The sequence below is a fragment of the Mycobacterium sp. URHB0021 genome (assembly GCF_054057895.1).
This window is the reverse complement of record NZ_JBSRZT010000002.1, coordinates 5,231,026-5,248,692: the sequence shown is the minus strand read 5'-3', so window position 1 is coordinate 5,248,692 and position 17,667 is coordinate 5,231,026. Positions and strand designations below refer to the sequence as shown.

The window sequence follows — 17,667 nt, the reverse complement described above, 5'->3', positions numbered from 1 at the left end:
CGTTTCGGTTCGCAGGGGCGGGGACGGTAGACTCAGCTGTGATCCAGCGCGAGACTTCGGCTCGGATGCAGAAAAGCGCCATCGACCCCTCGGGTGGACCGGTTCGGACATGCATCGGCTGCCGGAAGCGAGAGCTGGCCGTCGAACTGCTTCGAGTGGTCGCTGTCGGCGATGGGAACGGCGAATACGCCGTAACCGTTGACGCAGCGAGGAAACTTCCGGGGCGGGGTGCGTGGCTGCATCCCGACGAGGAGTGTGTACACGCGGCAATCCGGCGGCGAGCATTCGCCCGAGCGCTGCGCATCACCGGTTCACCAGACACCACCGCGGTGTTAGAGCACTTTGGCGCTGTCAGCAGCGCTCGAGGTCTCGACCCACCCGGAGACAGAACAGGTAGCGAGAAATATGAGCACACCGTGAAGTCCCGATGACCATGTGTCATAGCTAACCCAAGGCGCGGCGCCGACCACCGCTGACGCCTCTAGAGATGGAGATGTAGTGGCAGGTAAGGCTCGCGTACACGAGTTGGCCAAGGAACTCGGTGTTACCAGCAAGGAAGTGCTCGCCCGGCTCAATGAGCAGGGTGAATTCGTTAAATCCGCGTCCTCAACAGTGGAGGCGCCCGTCGCGCGCAGGTTGCGCGAATCATTCGGCGGAGCAAAGCCCGCTGCTGCGCAGAAGGTCAGGAGCGAGGCCAACGGTTCGCCGGCCAAGCCCGCGGCTCCCTCCCGACCGGTACCGGAGCGGCCGCAGGCGCCCAAGCCGGCGGCACCCGTAGAACCGGCTCCGGCTCCGGCTCCCGCTGTTGCGGCGACGCCGCCCCCCGCGGCTCCCGCACCGGCGGCTCCTCCTGCCGCACCGGCCCGCCCGGCTCCGACGCCTGGGGCCACGCCAGGGCCACGTCCCGGCCCCGTGCCGGGTGCGCCCAAGCCCGCCGCCCGGACTCCGCGCGTCGGCAACAACCCGTTCTCGTCCGCGCAACCGGTCGACCGGCCGATTCCGCGTCCGCAGGCGCCCCGCCCGGGTGCCCCGAGGCCCGGTGCCCCCCGCCCCGGCGGTGCCTCACCAGGCAACATGCCGCCGCGCCCCGCCGGCCCGCGGCCCGGCGCTCCCGGCGGTCGCTCGGGTGGACCCCGCCCAGGCCCCGGCGGTCGTGGCCCCGGTGCAGGCACCGGGGGTCGTCCCGGCGGCGGCGGCGGTGGTGGCGGTAACTACCGCACCGGCGGACCCGGTGGTGGCGGCGGTGGTGCCCCCGCAGGCGCTGGCGGCGGTGGATACCGTGGTCGCCCCGGCGGCGGCGGTGGCGGACGCCCGGGCCAGCGCGGCGGTGCCGCCGGTGCCTTCGGCCGTCCTGGCGGAGCGCCCAAGCGCGGCCGCAAGTCGAAGCGGCAGAAGCGCCAGGAATACGACTCGATGCAGGCCCCGGTTGTCGGTGGCGTGCGGTTGCCGCACGGCAACGGCGAGACGATCCGGCTGGCCCGCGGCGCGTCCCTGTCGGACTTCGCCGAGAAGATCGACGCCAACCCGGCCTCGCTGGTGCAAGCGCTGTTCAACCTCGGTGAGATGGTCACCGCGACTCAATCCGTGGGTGACGAGACCCTGGAGCTCCTCGGCGGCGAGATGAACTACGTCGTGCAGGTTGTGTCCCCTGAGGACGAGGACCGCGAGCTGCTGGAGTCCTTCGACCTCACCTACGGCGAGGACGAGGGTGGCGAGGAGGACCTCGAGACCCGTCCGCCGGTGGTGACCGTCATGGGCCACGTCGACCACGGCAAGACCCGACTGCTGGACACGATCCGCAAGGCCAACGTCCGCGAGGAGGAAGCCGGCGGCATCACCCAGCACATCGGCGCCTATCAGGTCGAGGTCGATCTCGACGGCACCATTCGGCCGATCACCTTCATCGACACCCCCGGTCACGAGGCGTTCACCGCCATGCGTGCCCGCGGCGCGAAGGCCACCGACATCGCGATCCTGGTGGTCGCCGCCGACGACGGCGTCATGCCGCAAACGGTGGAGGCCATCAACCACGCACAGGCCGCTGATGTGCCAATCGTGGTGGCGGTGAACAAGATTGACAAGGAGGGCGCCGACCCGGCCAAGATCCGGGCCCAGCTCACCGAGTACAACCTGGTGGCCGAGGACTTCGGTGGCGACACGATGTTCGTCGACATCTCGGCCAAGCAGGGGACCAACATCGAGGCCCTGCTCGAGGCGGTCGTGCTGACCGCCGACGCGGCACTGGATCTGCGGGCCAACCCCGATATGGAAGCCCAGGGTGTGGCCATCGAGGCGCACCTGGACCGCGGTCGCGGACCGGTGGCCACCGTCCTCATTCAGCGTGGCACCCTGCACGTCGGCGACTCGGTGGTGGCCGGCGATGCCTACGGCCGCGTGCGGCGCATGGTGGACGAGCACGGTGAGGACGTCGAGGCGGCGCTGCCGTCGCGGCCGGTGCAGGTCATCGGCTTCACCTCGGTGCCGGGCGCGGGCGACAACTTCCTCGTCGTCGACGAGGATCGCATCGCCCGCCAGATCGCCGATCGGCGCAGCGCGCGCAAGCGCAACGCGTTGGCCGCGCGTACCCGCAAGCGGATCAGCCTCGAGGACCTGGATTCGGCGCTGAAGGAAACCAGCCAGCTGAACCTCATCCTCAAGGGCGACAACGCCGGCACGGTCGAGGCGCTGGAGGAAGCCCTGCTGAACATCCAGGTCGACGACGAGGTGGAGCTCCGTGTCATCGACCGCGGCGTCGGTGGCGTCACCGAGACGAACGTCAACCTGGCGTCGGCCTCGGACGCGATCATCATCGGGTTCAACGTGCGGGCCGAGGGCAAGGCGACCGAGCTGGCCAACCGCGAGGGTGTGGAGATCCGGTACTACTCGGTGATCTACCAGGCCATCGACGAGATCGAGAGCGCGCTCAAGGGCATGCTCAAGCCGATCTTCGAGGAGCGCGAGCTGGGCAGGGCCGAGATCCGTGCCATCTTCCGGTCGTCGAAGGTCGGCAACATCGCCGGCTGCCTGGTGACCTCCGGCATCATCCGGCGCAACTCGAAGGCCCGGCTGCTCCGCGACAACGTCGTGGTCGCCGAGACCATGACGGTGCAGTCGTTGCGCCGGGAGAAGGACGACGTGACCGAGGTGCGGGACGGCTACGAATGCGGTCTGACGCTGTCGTACTCCGACATCAAGGAAGGCGACGTCATCGAGACCTACGAGCTCGTGGAGAAGGAGCGCGTCTAGATGGTCACCGACGAGCGCTTGCGCGAGGAGCATGTCACCGACGAGCGCTTGCGCGAGGAGCAAAGTGGTTGATGTCGGTCGGGCGCGCAAGCTGGCCAAGCGCATCGGCACCATCGTCGCCTCGGTCATCGAGTTCGAGATCAAGGATCCCCCGTTGGCCTTCGTGACCATCACGGACACGAAGGTGACGGGAGACCTGCATGACGCCACGGTGTACTACACGGTGCGCGGCCAGACCCTGCAGGACGAACCCGACTACGCCGGCGCGGCAGCCGCGTTGGAACGGGCGAAGGGAACCCTGCGGACCAAGGTCGGTGCCGGCACCGGTGTGCGGTTTACGCCGACACTGTCATTTGTCTTGGACAAGGTGCCCGACACCGCCGCCCACATGGAAGAACTGCTGGCGCGCGCCCGGGCGGCGGATGAGGATTTGGCCAGAGTTCGGCAGGGTGCCAAGCACGCGGGTGACGCAGACCCGTACCGTGTGAGCGGGGAGGAAACCGGCGGGGACCCCGACGACGTTGAGGACACCGGTGACCGCGATCGACAAGACGACTGATATCCCTGTAGCAGGGGACCGTGTCGACGCCCGCAGCGCCGCTGACCTGTTATCCGCTGCGGCCACCGTCAGTGTCGTCTGCCACGTCTATCCCGACGCCGACACCATCGGCGCAGGCCTTGCGCTGGCCTTGGTGCTCGACCATGCGGGCAAGGGCGTTCAGGTCAGCTTCGCTGCGCCCGCATTGCTGCCCGAATCGCTGCAGTCGCTGCCGGGTGGACACCTTCTGGTGGCTCCCGATGCGCTGCTCCGTGACGCCGACCTGGTCGTGACGGTCGACATTCCTAGCGTCAACCGACTGGGAGCGCTGCGAGAACTGGCCGATCCCGAGCGCGAGGTGCTGGTGATCGACCACCACGCCTCCAACCAGCTGTTCGGCAGCGCCAACTACGTGGACCCGGCGGCGGATTCCACCACCATGCTGGTGGCAGAAATCCTCGACGCGTGGGGTAAGCCGATCGACGCGGGCGTCGCCCATTGCCTGTATGCCGGACTGACCACCGACACCGGATCGTTCCGGTGGGCCAGTGCCCGCGCACATCGGCTGGCCGCCCGCCTTCTCGAACTCGGCGTCGACAACGCCTCGATCAGCCGCGCCCTGCTCGACACACACCCGTTCGCGTGGCTGCCGATGCTGTCGCGGGTGCTGGCCTCCGCGCAGTTGCTGCCGGACGCCGCCGGCGGCCGCGGCCTGGTGTATGCCGTTGTCGGACATCATGAGTGGGCGAACGCGCGTCCCGAAGAAGTCGAGAGCGTCGTCGACATCGTGCGTACCACGCAGCAGGCCGAGGTCGCCGCGGTGTTCAAGGAGATCGAGCCGGGGCACTGGTCAGTGTCGATGCGCGCGAAGTCATTCGACCTTTCCGCCGTCGCCAGCGCCTTCGGTGGAGGCGGTCACCGGTTGGCGGCCGGCTACTCAGCGACCGGGTCGGCCGACGACGTCGTGCAGGCCTTGTATGTAGCACTTGGCTGAGACGGAGGGCGATCTGCCGGTCGCCGCTGCCACCGGTCGTCGCATCGCCGGTCTTGCTCTGCCCGCTCTCGGCGTGTTGGCCGCCGAACCGATCTATCTGCTCTTCGACCTCGCCGTGGTGGGCCGCCTCGGCGCCCTGCCACTGGCGGGGCTGGCGATCGGTGGGCTGATTCTGAGCACTCTCAGTTCGCAGATGACCTTCCTGTCCTACGGCACGACGGCCCGCTCGGCCCGGTTCTTCGGTGCCGGTGATCGCGGATCGGCGGTGGGTGAAGGGGTACAGGCGACATGGTTGGCGCTGGGTCTCGGCGTCCTCATCGTCGTCGCGGTGCAGGCCCTCGCGGTGCCGCTGGTGTCGGCGCTGGCCGCGGGCGGAGATATCGCCGCTGAGGCGTTGCCGTGGGTGCGGATCGCCATAGTCGGTGTTCCCGCGATCCTGGTCTCCGCGGCCGGCAACGGCTGGATGCGTGGCGTGCAGGATACGGTGCGCCCCTTGCGCTATGTGGTCGCCGGCTTCGCGCTGTCAGCGGTGCTGTGCCCGCTCCTCGTGTACGGCTGGCTGGGCCTGCCGCGACTCGAACTCGTCGGCTCGGCCGTGGCCAACCTGGTGGGGCAGTGGGTGGCCGCGGTGCTGTTCATCGGCGCCCTACTGGTCGAACGCGTGCCGCGGCACATCCAGCCGGCAGTGCTGCGCGCCCAGATCGTCATGGGCCGCGACCTGCTACTGCGGACAATGGCGTTCCAGGCGTGTTTCGTGTCCGCAGGCGCAGTCGCCGCGCGGTTCGGCGCGGCCGCCGTGGCCGCGCATCAGGTGGTTCTGCAACTCTGGAACTTTCTTGCGCTGGTGCTGGATTCACTCGCCATCGCCGCGCAGTCACTGGTCGGTGCGGCGCTGGGGGCCGGTGACCTGGCGCACGCGAAATCGGTGGCGTGGCGGGTCACCATTTTCTCGGCCCTGGCCTCGGTGGTGCTGGCCGTGATCTTCGCAGTCGGCGCCTCGGTGTTCCCCAGCGTCTTCACCGACGACCGGTCGGTACTCGATGCGATCGATGTGCCGTGGTGGTTCATGGTCGCCCAATTGCCGATCGCCGGTATTGTTTTCGCGCTCGACGGGGTACTGCTGGGGGCAGGCGATGCGAAGTTCATGCGCAACGCGACGCTGATCAGCGCACTGGCCGGATTCCTGCCGTTGATCTGGTTGTCGCTCGCATACCGCTGGGGGCTGTTCGGAATCTGGTCGGGCCTGAGCACTTTCATGGTGCTGCGGTTGTTGTTCGTCGGCTGGCGCGCATTCTCGGGCCGCTGGCTGGTGCCCGGTATCGGTTAGTGTGTCGCGTCTGAATCCGTGCCATATATTTGGACAGGGAATCAAGCATCTCGTCGGGGGTTTTGGTCCAGCGGAACGGTTTTGGGTCGTCGTTCCATGTGTGATGATCCAGTCGTGGACGTCGTTTTCCAGTGCGGCGACGCTTTTGGGGACGCCGCGGCGCAGTAGTTGGTCGGTGAGCAGACCGAACCAGCGTTCCACCTGGTTGATCCACGATGAGCCGGTTGGAAGTGCGGCACGAAGCGGGTGGGTTGTCCGCCAACGTTTTACCGCCGGGGTTTTGTGGGTGGAAGCGTTGTCGAGAACCAGGTACATGTCCGGCAACACAGTTCGTGTCCGCATCGCCAGTCCGGCCGCACTCGTTCGTCGCCGCGGCCGATCGGGCAGGGCCTGTTGGCATCTGATCCCGGCCGGGTTGGGGTGGCCCGAATTTGTCGGACCTGGCTGTGATGATGGGGTTATGTCGTCGACCGCTTCGCTTGAGGTGCCGGTGGTGCGGGCTGGGGAGCGGGTTGAGGTGTTGTTCGGGGAGTTGTCGGAGTTGGCGGGGCAGCGCAATGCCATTGATGGGCGCATTGTGCAGATCGTCGGGGAGTTGGATCACGACGGGTTGTGCGGGTCGACGGGGCGCGGTCGATCGCGGCGTTGGTGGCCTGGAAGCTGGGCGCCTCGTCGGGCAACGCCGCCACGATCGCCGCTGTGGCGCACCGGTTGCCCGGGTTTCCCCGCCGCGGGCAGGGGATGCGGGAGGGTCGGCTGTCGTTGGATCAGGTCGGGGTGATCGCCGGCGGCGCCGCTGATGGCTCCGATGAGCATTATGCGGAGTTCGCCCGGGTGGCCTCGGTGTCGCAGTTGCGCACCGCGGTCAAGCTCGAACCCCGACCCCAACCCGACCCCGACCCCGACGTCCAGCCCGAGCCCGACCCGGAGCCCGAGCCGCGGGTTTCGATCAGCTCCACCTCCGATGAGTAGTTCTGCTATTACCGGATCACGTTGCCGCATCTGGAGGCGGCGAAGTTCGACGCGGCCCTGGCTTCTCATCGTGAGGCGCTGGTCGCCGAATGGAAACGCGATCACGCCGCCGGCGGCGATCAGTCCGGGCGGCGGCCGCCGCTCCCGTCCACCGGCGCGGCGTTTCTGCGGTGGTGGATGCCGGCTGGGACGCCGAGGCGGCGGCCCGCCCGCACGGCGCGCGGACCACGGTGGTGGTGCATGTGGATGTGCACGACCCGGGTGGCGCAGTTGCATCTGGGTCCGCTGCTGTCGGCTGCTGATCGGCGTTACCTGAGCTGTGATGCCACCTGTGAGGTGTGGTTTGAGCGGGCCGGGGTGCCGATCGGGGCGGGGCGGGCGTCTCGGGTGATCAGCCGCCGGTTGCGCCGCGCCCTGGAGTACCGCGACCGCAGCTGCGCGGTGCCCGGGTGTGCGGCCACCCGCGGCCTGCATGCCCATCACCTCTGGCATTGGGAAGACCGGGACCCACCGGCGAACGCGCCGACTGGTGGTGGTATCAACCCTTCCAACCCCAACCACCACCCCCACCCAACTAAGTCGAGCACCAGGGCCGATCCCGGCCGCCACGATATCGAAGCCCAACCGGATGGGGGCATACGGAAGTCCGTTCGCAATACGCGGGCAGGTACCGCATGGTGAAATCGAGGCTGACAACTAGATCTCGCATCGCTGCCCGACGGGCTATCCAACGCCCTCACCAGGATCCGCGCCCGTCTGCGCGCTCTTGGGCTGCGAGCTCAAGACTGCATCTGCTCACGCAAATCATCACTTAACACCGCAGGCGCAACAATCAGACTCGGCACCCGTATTAACGACTCACAACACTTACATGTCTGCGACTCGCGCAATCAGCGCCCATCCATGCTCATTGGTCCGCACATTCAGGTCGGCGAAGCCCGCCTCGGCCAGCCGGGCAGGCAACGTCGACGGGTCGACGGGGTTGTAGGTGTCGCCCCCGTGGTGCGCCTCCAACTCGGCGCTGCCGAGGCTGTCGCTGGCCACCAGCGGTGCGCCGGGGCGCAGCACGCGGGCGATCTCGGCGAACAGGCGGTCCTGCAACTCGACCGAGGGCACGTGATGCAACATCGTGAAGCACGCGGCGCCGGAGAACCGGTTGTCCTGGTACGCCAGCGATGTCGCGTCGCCGTGCACGATCTTCACCGACGGCATACCGGCGAACCGGTCGGTCAGCATTGCGGCGAGCTCGTCGTCGATCTCCACCGAGGTGAGCCGCGGCACGGCACCGCTGAGCACGTCGGTGGTGGCACCGTATCCCGGCCCGACCTCGAGCACGTCATCACCGAGGTCGGTCCCGTCGAGGGCCCACGGGAGGATGACTTCTCGAATCGTCTGGCGCCATTCGTCGCTTCCGCATATCTCATGCGCTTTGTTCACACCGGCAGCCTAGACGCGCTCAGCGCACCTGTGCCCGACCTCGCTGCAACACCGCATCCCGATTGGCGGCGATGTCGTCACCGGTTGCGCTGGACATCCACTGCCGGGCCGACGCGGCTTCGATCCACAGCCCGCCGCTGGTACTGGCGTCGTCGATGCGGTGACAGGACGCCAGCAGCGCCCGGACCGCCTTCTGGTTGTTGCCGACGATCGAGGCGGCGACCCGGCGGACGGTCGGCAGTAACTGGTCATGGGGCACCACCTCGGTCACCAGGCCCGCCCGCAGCGCCTCGTCCGCGGACAGGTAGTCGCCGGTCAAGCTCATCCGGCGGGCCATGCCGACGCCGACTTTCTGCGGCAGCCGCACACTCAACCCCCATGTAGGTAGCAGCCCGACGCGGGCGTGCGTATCGGCGAAGCGGGCATTGTCCGAAGCGATCAGGATGTCGCAGTACAGGGCGAATTCCAGGCCACCGGTGACCGCCGCGCCGTTGATCGCGCCGATCACCGGTTTGGTCATCGGCGGCCACTGCGGCGAGATGTCGGGCAGCTCGGTGGAATTGCCGAGCTCCTTGAGGTCCAGCCCGGCGCAGAACACCGGATCGGTCCCGGTGAGGATGACGACGTCGACCGTGTCATCGGTTTCGGCGTCACGCAGTGCGCGAAAGAAGCGCCTGCGCAACTCGGTTGACAGCGCATTGCGTGACTGCGGCCGGTTCAGCGTCAGGGTGCGCACCCGGTCTTGCGTGTCGACGAGCAGCACGTCGTCGTTCGTCATGGCTTCAACCTATCGAGAATTACGACAATGTCCGAAGCCACGCCGCCGAGCGACGCCGAGCGTGATAATGACGGCGGGCCGGGCTAGCAAAGGACGAATTCGATGAAGAAGCTCACAGCAACGCTGTTCGCGGCGACGGCGATGGCGGTCGCACCGCTGGCAATAGCGCCGGTGGCGCAGGCCGACATCTGCGCGGGTGCCCACGGACGCCATGTCGGGGTGGGCGGCTGTACCAACATCGCCGGTGACGTGGCGACGGGCGTGGCCATCGCGTCGGCCACCGACCCCTACGTTCCCGGCGAGATACCGTGCTACACGGTCGAAGGTGTGCCGTACTACACGCCACCCGGCGATCCCTGCTAGCCGGCGCAGGTGCTGAGCAACCTCGCCGACCGGTGAAGGCGAGGTTGCTTGACCGGGCGGCACCTATCGTGGAGGCATGTGCCGAAACATCACCGAGCTACGCGGCCTGGAACCGGCGGCGACCGCCGAGGAGATCGAGGCCGCCGCCCGCCAGTACATCCGCAAGGTCAGCGGCATCACCCGGCCGACGGCCGCCAATGCCGCGGCGTTCGAAGAAGCGGTGGCCGAGGTCACCGCGACCACCAGCCGGCTGCTGGCAGGCCTGCCACCGCGGCGGCAACCACCCAAAACCGTGCCGCCACTGCGCCGGCCTGAGGTGCGGGCCCGGCTGAATCTGGCATGACGGCAACCCTGACGCAGCCCGCGCTCAAGGAATGGAGTGCGGCCGTCCACGCGATGCTCGACGGCCGGCAGACCGTGCTGTTGCGCAAAGGTGGAATCCACGAAAAGCGGTTCGCCGTGACGGCATCGCGCTTCCTGCTGTTCCCGACCGTCGCGCACAGCCACGCAGAACGGGTGCGACCCGAACACCGGGATCTGTTGAGGGTCTCGGCCCGTGACCGTACCGACGATCAGGTGCTGGTGCGTGCGGGCGCCAACGTCGTCGCCGCCATCGAAGTGAACCGGCCCGAGTCGCTCGAAGACATCGCGGCGCTGCACATCTGGACCGATGAATCGATTCGCGCCGACCGGGTGGACTTCCGGCCCAAACACCGGCTCACGGTGCTGGTGGTGCAGGCGTGCCCGCTCGTCGAGCCAGTTGCCCTGGCCCGGTCACCGGACTACGCCGGGTGCAAGAGCTGGGTGCCCCTGCCCGTCGACCCGAATTGGGGTGCGCCGGTATACGACGAGACCTATCTACAGACGATCGCCGACAGGGCGCGCCGCGCCGTAGGTTGATCACTCATCGGTGTACTACGACCTTGCCGATCATGCGGCCCGACTCCACCTGCTCGTGTGCCCGCCGGATGCCGGCCGCCGTGAAGTCGTTGACGGCGCTGGTCACAGTGGTGCGGAGCACGCCGCGGTCGACCAACGAGGCGGCCTCGGTCAGCAGCCGCTGCTGGGCGGCGATGTCGTAACCGAACAGTGGTCGGGTGAACATCAGCTCCCAATGCCACGCGATGCTTTTCTCCTTGAGTGGCAACAGGTCCAGACCCTCCGGCTCGTCGATCGCGGTGATGTGGCCGAACGGGCGGACGATCTCCGCGTACGTGTCGATGTTGTCCCGCGAGTGCGGGGAGAACACGAAGTCGAGGCCATCCGGTGCGACGCCGAGAGCCTGGGCGCGCAGATCGTGGTGATCGATGACGACGTCGGCGCCCATCTGCGTGGCCCACTGCCGGGAATCATCGCGACTGGCGGTGGCGATCACGCGGACTCGGGTCAGGGCCTTGGCGAGTTGGATCATCACCGATCCCACCCCGCCCGCGGCGCCGACCACCAGCAGATCCCCGGTCGATTCGGCGCCGAGGCCGAACCGTTCGAACAAGGTCTCCCAGGCGGTGATGGTCGTCAACGGCAGCGCAGCGGCGTCGGCGTACGACAGCGATACCGGCTTGTGCGCCACAATGCGCTCGTCGACCGCATGAAACTGTGCGTTGCTGCCCTGCCGGCTGATATCGCCGGCGTACCAGACGTCATCACCGACGGCGATCGTCGTCACCTCGACCCCGACGGCCTCGACCACACCGGCCGCGTCGAAGCCGAGGATCACCGGCGAGTCCGCTTCAGGAAGCGAGGCGCGGCGCTTGACGTCGGCCGGATTGACCGAAACGGCTTCGACGCGGACCAGCGCATCGTGCGGTCGAAGTTCCGGTACCGGCATATCGAGATCCTGTAGCGCATCAGGGTTTTCGATCGGTAGCCCGGCGAACGAGCCGATGGCGGTCATGGTGCTCATACCGCGATGGTAGGGGCAGAGCCCCAAGTGCCCGTCGACCGGTGCGTCAGGTAGCCGGCGACGGCGGTTGCGGTCCGGCCGGCAAGACCAGCCGCGAAGTGCCGCCTTCGGCGAGGTGAATGGTGTGTCTCGCCGGGCGCAACTCGCGGCCCGTGATGACGGGTTCGCCGGTGCCCAGATTGCGGACGAACCGCGGATGCGAACCACCGGCGATGAGGACCCGGATTCGCGATCCGGCCCGAAACCGATGTGCCACGGGGTCAAGGTCTATCCGCAACGTACCGGAATCGACTGTCAGCCTACGGAATCCATCGCTGACGTTGCGCGATCGGCCCTTGCTGTCGACCTCGCTGACGCGGACCCAGACGTCGTTGTGGGGGTTGTCGGACGTGTGCGCGAGTTCGATCACCGGGGTGCCGACGACGTAGAGATCCGAGTGCAGCGGGTCGGCGGTGAAGGTCAGGACGTCGGCCCGCAGCGACAGCTTGGTGTCGGTGCGATAGCCGCCCTCCGGAGAGAGCAGACGACCGCCGATGGTGGGTGTGGGGTCGTTGGGGTCGTAGGTGAATGTCGACGGATGCGCGTCGGCAGCCGGCGCCGCGTCGCCGAGGCGGTTGCCCGGCTGCAGATACAGGACGCGCTCGGGCATGGCGGGCGGCCAGTCGGGCAGGTCGATCCAGCCATGGTGGTTGACCTCGATGCGTACCGGGCTGCGACCCGCGATGGCACCGTCGTCGCCGAGATGCGTGTGCAGCCAGGCCAATGTCTCACGGAGCACCATGGGTGCGGCTTTCGCCATCAAGTTGGAGTGTGTCCAGGCCCCCACGGTCAGTGCGGTCGGTACGCCGCGGCCGGTCAACCGCTGATACTGCGCCAGCGTCTGCTCGAGGAAGAGGTCCTGCCAGCCGCCGATAAGCAGTATCGGAACTTCGCTGCTGTCAAGGGCTTTGGTGGCGTTTAGGGTCGCCCAGAATGCATCGCCGGCGTCGGGGTGCTCGAGCCAGGACTCGAATCAGGGTGCACCGGCGCCGAGCAGTGCCCTGGTCGACTCGCCGAGCGGCAGGCCGTTCGCGGCCTGCGCCACAGCGCGACGCGAGCGCACCTGCCGGACGAGCGCGCTGACCCTGCCCGGGTCCTCCTGGTGGGCGACCATGTCGCTCCAGCCCAGGAAGTCGTTCAGCGAGAACGAGCCGGTGCCCCACGACGAGGCATTGAAGTCGTGCGGACCGACGACGATCACCGCCGCCTTCATTTCCGGCGGAGGATCGGTGAGCAGCGCCCACTGGGTGAAGCCGAGGTACGACAGCCCGATGGTGGCGAACGAACCCGTGAACCACGGCTGGTCGCGCAGCCACACCGCGGTGTCCGCTCCGTCGGCCATCTCGTTGACCATCGGCGTGAATTCGCCGCCTGAGCCGAAGGTTCCGCGGACGCTCTGGAACACGACGTGGTAGCCGCGTGTGGCGTAGGCGCCTGCATACAGTCGGGCGAACGCCCACCCGCGGCCATACGGTCCGCGCACCAGCAGCGTGCCCGCGGGCGTCGATGTCGCAGGCTCGTAGTGTTCGGCGAGCAACTCCACGCCGTCGCGCATCGGCACGCGCAATCGCCGGTGGACGGTGAAGTCGGTGGTTTGCGGTGGCAGGCGCAGGAGGCCCGCGACGGCGCGGCCGGTGAATTGCCTGATCCGCGAGCGGGGAGGTGACGACGGGGCGGCGGTAGAAACGGCAGTCACCTGACCGAGGTTACGCAGGGGGAGGATTGTCGCCATCGATCGCCTCGACCACCGTGGCCATCAGCCACTGCACCGCACGGGTCACGTCGGTGCCGTCGACGCCCCATGCGCCGACGAGCCGCTCGTAGCTCGGCAGGTTACACAGCACGTCGAGAAGGCAGGCGGCCAACCGTTGCTGGCTATCCGCCCACCGCGGTGTCTCGGCCGAAACGGATGCGTTCGTCGACGCTGACGAAGGTCGGGTCGCTCGGCTCCTTAGTGGACAAACTGGTGGCGCAGCGGCGTTCGGAATCACATGACGACATTCGCGCTGGGGCACGGGGCATGGCCATCGGGCCGGAGATCGGGCGCAGTCTGGCCGATCAGGGGAGTCGCGAGCAGATCCTCGATCCGGTGTACGAGTCTGGTCTGAGCGAGCCCCGGCGTTCGACGTCGTCGCCGTCCTGCTGAGCCTGGCGTGACCGGTAGAGATGACTAGTAGACGTAGTACGGGCTCAGCTCATGCGCGCGCTGCAGATTCGTCTGCAGGCAGTCGGGGTTGTCGGCCGATTCGATCGGTGAGTAGAACAGCGACTGCTGGATGACGCCATAGCTGGTCTTGAACGCGACCATGCAGGTGATCCACCAGCGGTCGTTCCAGTCGGTGGGCTTCATGATCCAGTACTGCGCGGCGCGGTGGCCGTTGATGTCCATCTCGAGCGCATCGGCCGGGATGGTCGCCTCGTAGGTGCGCCAGACGAACGCCTCGACGGCCATCTGGTAGTTGCCGGCGTCGTAATGGCAACGGAGGCTGTCCTCGGGCGTGGGCGGTGTGAATGCCAGCCCGATCCGCTGGATCACATCGAGGGGAATGTCCTGGCACGGGTCGAATGGTCGCGGGTTGACCGTTTCGACCACCGGCCATTTGATCGTCGTCGAGACATCGGACAGGGGCGCCGCCGTCGATCTCAACTCGACGGTGTGGCTGCCTACGGCGCCGACCGGATTGGTCTGCCAGACCACGACAACCGCCGTGACCAGCGCACACAGCGCCGACAGCAGTCGCAACCTGGCGACCATCCCACCCCCTGTTGTCATGGCGGCCGAGCCGCCGGCATGCGCCCGACCCTGCGGGGAGTGTAGCGGCCCCCGACCCGCGTCCGGCGAGAAAATGAGAACAGGTTCTAGTTGCCGGACGGGGTGTGCGGGCCGCCGCAAGTACGCTGGTCGGTTGTGACACGCGACGACAGACGCCCGACGCTGTGGGCGATCAGCGACCTCCATACGGGTCACACCGGCAACAAGCCGATCACCGAAGCGCTGCATCCCGTGTCTCCCGACGACTGGTTGATCGTCGCGGGAGACGTCGGCGAGCGCACCGACGAGATCCGCTGGGCGCTGGATCTCCTGCGCAAGAGGTTCGCCAAGGTCATCTGGGTCCCCGGAAACCACGAGCTGTGGACCACCAACCGGGATCCGATGCAGATCTTCGGGCAGTCGCGCTACGACTACTTCGTCAACATGTGCGACGAGATGGGGATCCTCACCCCCGAACACCCCTTCCCGGTGTGGAATGAAGAAGGCGGCCCGGCCACCATCGTGCCGATGTTCCTGCTCTACGACTACACCTTCCTGCCGCAGGGCGCCGCCACCAAGGCCGAGGGGCTGGCGATCGCACGCGAGCGCAACGTGGTCGGCACAGACGAGTTTCTGCTGTCGTCGGAGCCGTATGCGACGCGCGACGCGTGGTGTCGCGACCGGGTCGCCCACACGCGCAAGAAACTCGAAGACCTCGACTGGATGACGCCGACCGTGCTGGTGAACCATTTTCCGCTGGTCCGGGAGCCCTGCGACGCGATGTTCTACCCGGAATTCTCGCTGTGGTGCGGCACCACAGCGACCGCCGATTGGCACACCCGCTACAACGCCGTCTGCTCTGTCTACGGGCACCTGCACATTCCCCGCACCACGTGGTACGACGGTGTTCGGCACGAAGAGGTCTCGGTGGGTTACCCGCGGGAGTGGCGGCGCCGCAAGCCATATCGATGGCTGCGGCAGGTGCTGCCCGATCCCAAGTATCCGGCCGGATACCTCAACGAGTTCGGCGGCCACTTCGAGATCACTCCGGACATGCGGGATAGTGCCGAGAAGATCCAGCAGCGCATCAAGGACAGGCAGGCGAGGTGATGAGCGCTTGCGCGAAGAACAGACGATCATGAGCAACGCAGCTCTGCTCTCGGAGGTGTTGCCGGCTTCTTCGCATCAGCTTGCCGCCGCCGAGATGTACACCGACCCGCCGGAACTGGCGCCGTTGCCCGAAGAAGAGCCGTTGATCGCCAAATCGGTGGTGAAACGGCGCAATGAGTTCATCACCGTCCGGTATTGCGCGCGTATGGCGTTGAGTGAGCTGGGAGTGCCACCGGCGCCGATCCTCAAGGGGGACAAGGGTGAACCGTGCTGGCCCGACGGGGTGGTCGGCAGCCTGACGCACTGCGAGGGTTTCCGGGGCGCCGCCGTCGGCCGCCACGGCGATGTCCGCTCGATGGGTATCGACGCCGAACCCCACGGTGTGCTGCCCAACGGTGTGCTCGACGCGATCAGCCTGCCCGAAGAACGCAGCGCCATCCATGCCCTGCCGGGGGCATTGCACTGGGACCGAATCCTGTTCTGTGCCAAGGAAGCGACGTACAAGGCGTGGTATCCGGTGACTCACCGCTGGCTGGGCTTCGAAGACGCGCACATCACCTTCGACGTCGACGACTCCGGCACGGCCGGTGGGTTCGTGTCGCGCATCCTGATCGATCCGGCCGCTCTGAGCGGGCCGCCACTGGAAACGCTGTCGGGTCGATGGTTGGTGCGAGACGGCTTGACGCTGACGGCGATCGTACTGTGACCGACCCTGGACTCGTGGTCGTCGACAAGCCGCGGGGAATGACCAGCCACGACGTCGTCGGCCGCTGCCGGCGCATCTTCGGCACCCGAAAGGTCGGGCATGCCGGGACGCTGGACCCGATGGCCACCGGAGTGCTGATCGTCGGCATCGATCGGGCCACCAAGATCCTGGGCCAACTCACCGCGACGGACAAGTCCTACGATGCCACGATGCGGCTGGGTCAGGCGACCTCCACCGACGATGCCGAAGGCGAAGTGCTGCGCACGGTTCCGGCGCAGCACATCGACGGCAACCAGATCCACGGCGCCGTCGCGGCGCTGCGCGGCGACATCGACCAGATCCCCTCTGCGATCAGCGCGGTCAAGATCGGCGGCAAGCGGGCCTACCTCCTGGCGCGAGAGGGACAACCCGTCGAGCTCGCCCCGCGTCGCGTCCACATCGAGCGGTTCGACGTGCTGGCGATCCGGCGCCAGCCCGAAGGTCTGCACGGCTTCGTCGACGTCGACGTCGCGGTCGACTGTTCCAGCGGCACCTATATTCGCGCGCTGGCCCGCGACATCGGCTCAGCCCTGAAGGTCGGCGGGCATCTCACGGCGCTGCGGCGCACCCGGGTCGGCCGGGTGGGTTTGGCGGAGGCCCGCAGCCTCGACGAACTCGCCGACCTGCCGCGGCTGTCCTACAGCCTCGATGAGGCGTGCCTGCAGTCTTTCCCGCACCGCGACCTGACCGCCGACGAGGTGGAGCACACCCGGCACGGACGCCCGCTGAAACCCGCGGGCATCGAAGGGGTCTACGCGGCAATCGGACCGGACGGGCGTGTCATCGCACTACTTGCCGACGAGGCGAATCGCACGAAGCCGGTGGTGGTGCTGCGACCGGCGACGCTCGACGCTCGCTAGTCATGTCCGGCCCACGAGCGGTGTATGCAGCCATGGCGGGCGCCGTGGGCGCGGTCCTCCTTGGCGAGTTCGCGGCGTGGCGGGCCAGCAGGCAGTACCTGCCGTGGCGTGCCCCGCGGTTCGACGAATCCGGCACGAAGACGGTCGTCGTGCTCGGCTGTCCGTCCGCGCCCGACGGTTCGCCGTCGTGGGTGCAGCGCCACCGGATCCGCATTGCCCTACGGTGTTACCGCCGCGGCGACACCGTCATCTTCTGTGGCGGGATCACCCGGGGAAGCGCGCGCTCAGAGGCGGCGGTGATGGCCGATCACGCGGTGAGCCTGGGCCTGCCGCGGGATTCGGTCGTCGTCGAAGGATGCTCGCAGACGACGTGGCAGAACATCGAGAACGCTTTGCCGCTGATCGGTCCGGGGCCAGTGGTCGTCGCCTCCAACACCTTTCATGCGCGCAGAGCCCGGCGGTACATCTGGCTGCAGGACAGGGCGATCGGCGGTCGCCTCCGCAGGGGATGTGACTACCGCCCGGGCGAACTCTTCTGGCTCAAGCCGTTGATGGCCGTGGTCCGCAGATGAAGTTGATCAGGAGCAACTGATAAGTCTAGCC

The 17,667-nt window shown here is 67.6% G+C and carries 19 protein-coding genes and 4 pseudogenes; 16 read left to right on the top strand and 7 right to left on the bottom strand.

The annotated features are described in order from the left end of the window. The first annotated feature begins 38 nt into the window (after positions 1–38). From ACVWWN_RS28275 to ACVWWN_RS28255, 5 genes are all read left to right on the top strand, one after another. A complete protein-coding gene (locus tag ACVWWN_RS28275; RefSeq protein WP_457146816.1) occupies positions 39–431 on the top strand; it encodes a YlxR family protein in 393 nt (130 codons plus the stop codon). Between the two features lie 67 nt (positions 432–498). After that, on the top strand, positions 499–3,246 hold the full coding sequence (infB, locus tag ACVWWN_RS28270; RefSeq protein ID WP_457146815.1) for a translation initiation factor IF-2: 2,748 nt from the start codon (positions 499–501) through the stop codon (positions 3,244–3,246). Positions 3,247–3,310: 64 nt separating this feature from the next. After that, entirely contained in the window at positions 3,311–3,805 is a 495-nt protein-coding gene (gene rbfA, locus ACVWWN_RS28265) for a 30S ribosome-binding factor RbfA (protein WP_457146814.1), read from the top strand. Further along, positions 3,780–4,778 (top strand): DHH family phosphoesterase, encoded by a 999-nt coding sequence (locus ACVWWN_RS28260; protein WP_457146813.1) that lies wholly within the window; start codon positions 3,780–3,782, stop codon positions 4,776–4,778. Before rbfA ends, ACVWWN_RS28260 begins: the two co-directional genes overlap by 26 nt. 13 nt (positions 4,779–4,791) lie before the next feature. Next, the gene (locus tag ACVWWN_RS28255; protein WP_457149310.1) at positions 4,792–6,105 is read left to right on the top strand and encodes an MATE family efflux transporter; all 1,314 of its coding nucleotides are present in this window, start codon (positions 4,792–4,794) and stop codon (positions 6,103–6,105) included. 13 nt (positions 6,106–6,118) lie between these two features. Here the strand turns inward: ACVWWN_RS28255 and ACVWWN_RS28250 are convergent. Next, positions 6,119–6,423: pseudogene (locus tag ACVWWN_RS28250) on the bottom strand (transposase); the annotation flags it as partial. Positions 6,424–6,717: 294 nt separating this feature from the next. Here ACVWWN_RS28250 and ACVWWN_RS28245 point away from each other — a divergent pair. The 3 genes and pseudogenes from ACVWWN_RS28245 to ACVWWN_RS28235 form a co-directional block, all read left to right on the top strand. After that, positions 6,718–7,077 (top strand): DUF222 domain-containing protein, encoded by a 360-nt coding sequence (locus tag ACVWWN_RS28245; RefSeq protein ID WP_457146812.1) that lies wholly within the window; start codon positions 6,718–6,720, stop codon positions 7,075–7,077. Between the two features lie 21 nt (positions 7,078–7,098). Beyond that, positions 7,099–7,446: pseudogene (locus ACVWWN_RS28240) on the top strand (hypothetical protein); the annotation flags it as partial. A gap of 131 nt (positions 7,447–7,577) precedes the next feature. Continuing rightward, positions 7,578–7,655: pseudogene (locus tag ACVWWN_RS28235) on the top strand (hypothetical protein); the annotation flags it as partial. A gap of 289 nt (positions 7,656–7,944) precedes the next feature. On the opposite strand, the gene ACVWWN_RS28230 reads toward ACVWWN_RS28235, so the two are convergent. After that, positions 7,945–8,514 (bottom strand): class I SAM-dependent methyltransferase, encoded by a 570-nt coding sequence (locus ACVWWN_RS28230; RefSeq protein WP_457146811.1) that lies wholly within the window; start codon positions 8,512–8,514, stop codon positions 7,945–7,947. A 19-nt stretch (positions 8,515–8,533) separates the two neighbouring features. After that, positions 8,534–9,292: an enoyl-CoA hydratase gene (locus tag ACVWWN_RS28225; RefSeq protein WP_457146810.1), complete on the bottom strand. Its 759-nt coding sequence runs from the start codon at positions 9,290–9,292 to the stop codon at positions 8,534–8,536. A gap of 102 nt (positions 9,293–9,394) precedes the next feature. On the opposite strand from ACVWWN_RS28225, the gene ACVWWN_RS28220 reads away from it, so the two are divergent. The 3 genes from ACVWWN_RS28220 to ACVWWN_RS28210 all read left to right on the top strand — a co-directional run bounded on the left by ACVWWN_RS28220 (position 9,395) and on the right by ACVWWN_RS28210 (position 10,555). Continuing rightward, complete coding sequence (locus ACVWWN_RS28220; protein WP_457146809.1) at positions 9,395–9,655, top strand: hypothetical protein; 261 nt, start codon at positions 9,395–9,397, stop codon at positions 9,653–9,655. 76 nt (positions 9,656–9,731) lie between these two features. Further along, a complete protein-coding gene (locus ACVWWN_RS28215; protein WP_457146808.1) occupies positions 9,732–9,998 on the top strand; it encodes a DUF2277 family protein in 267 nt (88 codons plus the stop codon). Next, complete coding sequence (locus ACVWWN_RS28210; RefSeq protein ID WP_457146807.1) at positions 9,995–10,555, top strand: DUF1802 family protein; 561 nt, start codon at positions 9,995–9,997, stop codon at positions 10,553–10,555. Before ACVWWN_RS28215 ends, ACVWWN_RS28210 begins: the two co-directional genes overlap by 4 nt. A gap of 4 nt (positions 10,556–10,559) precedes the next feature. Here ACVWWN_RS28210 and ACVWWN_RS28205 read toward each other — a convergent pair whose 3' ends face one another. From ACVWWN_RS28205 to ACVWWN_RS28195, 3 genes and pseudogenes are all read right to left on the bottom strand, one after another. Then, positions 10,560–11,558, bottom strand: a complete 999-nt coding sequence (locus ACVWWN_RS28205; protein ID WP_457146806.1) for a zinc-binding alcohol dehydrogenase family protein — start codon at positions 11,556–11,558, stop codon at positions 10,560–10,562. A gap of 46 nt (positions 11,559–11,604) precedes the next feature. Further along, positions 11,605–13,329: pseudogene (locus ACVWWN_RS28200) on the bottom strand (CocE/NonD family hydrolase). Beyond that, the gene (locus tag ACVWWN_RS28195) at positions 13,304–13,462 is read right to left on the bottom strand and encodes a hypothetical protein (RefSeq protein ID WP_457146805.1); all 159 of its coding nucleotides are present in this window, start codon (positions 13,460–13,462) and stop codon (positions 13,304–13,306) included. The pseudogene ACVWWN_RS28200 and the gene ACVWWN_RS28195 overlap by 26 nt, the downstream one beginning before the upstream one ends. A gap of 26 nt (positions 13,463–13,488) precedes the next feature. Between ACVWWN_RS28195 and ACVWWN_RS28190 the strand changes: the two genes are divergently transcribed. Next, positions 13,489–13,743 carry a hypothetical protein gene (locus ACVWWN_RS28190; protein ID WP_457146804.1) on the top strand — a complete coding sequence of 85 codons (255 nt, stop codon included), beginning with the start codon at positions 13,489–13,491 and terminating at the stop codon, positions 13,741–13,743. Between the two features lie 24 nt (positions 13,744–13,767). On the opposite strand, the gene ACVWWN_RS28185 is transcribed toward ACVWWN_RS28190, so the two are convergent. After that, entirely contained in the window at positions 13,768–14,352 is a 585-nt protein-coding gene (locus ACVWWN_RS28185; RefSeq protein ID WP_457146803.1) for a DUF3558 domain-containing protein, read from the bottom strand. 153 nt (positions 14,353–14,505) lie between these two features. On the opposite strand from ACVWWN_RS28185, the gene ACVWWN_RS28180 reads away from it, so the two are divergent. Genes ACVWWN_RS28180 through ACVWWN_RS28165 form a run of 4 tightly spaced genes read left to right on the top strand, consistent with a single transcriptional unit; the run spans position 14,506 to position 17,636 of the window. Beyond that, positions 14,506–15,459 (top strand): metallophosphoesterase family protein, encoded by a 954-nt coding sequence (locus ACVWWN_RS28180; RefSeq protein WP_457146802.1) that lies wholly within the window; start codon positions 14,506–14,508, stop codon positions 15,457–15,459. A 28-nt stretch (positions 15,460–15,487) separates the two neighbouring features. Continuing rightward, positions 15,488–16,165 carry a 4'-phosphopantetheinyl transferase PptT gene (gene pptT, locus ACVWWN_RS28175; RefSeq protein WP_457146801.1) on the top strand — a complete coding sequence of 226 codons (678 nt, stop codon included), beginning with the start codon at positions 15,488–15,490 and terminating at the stop codon, positions 16,163–16,165. Further along, positions 16,120–17,064, top strand: a complete 945-nt coding sequence (gene truB, locus ACVWWN_RS28170) for a tRNA pseudouridine(55) synthase TruB (protein WP_457146800.1) — start codon at positions 16,120–16,122, stop codon at positions 17,062–17,064. Before pptT ends, truB begins: the two co-directional genes overlap by 46 nt. Before the next feature lie 2 nt (positions 17,065–17,066). Beyond that, on the top strand, positions 17,067–17,636 hold the full coding sequence (locus ACVWWN_RS28165) for a YdcF family protein (RefSeq protein WP_457146799.1): 570 nt from the start codon (positions 17,067–17,069) through the stop codon (positions 17,634–17,636). The last annotated feature ends 31 nt before the right edge of the window (positions 17,637–17,667 follow it).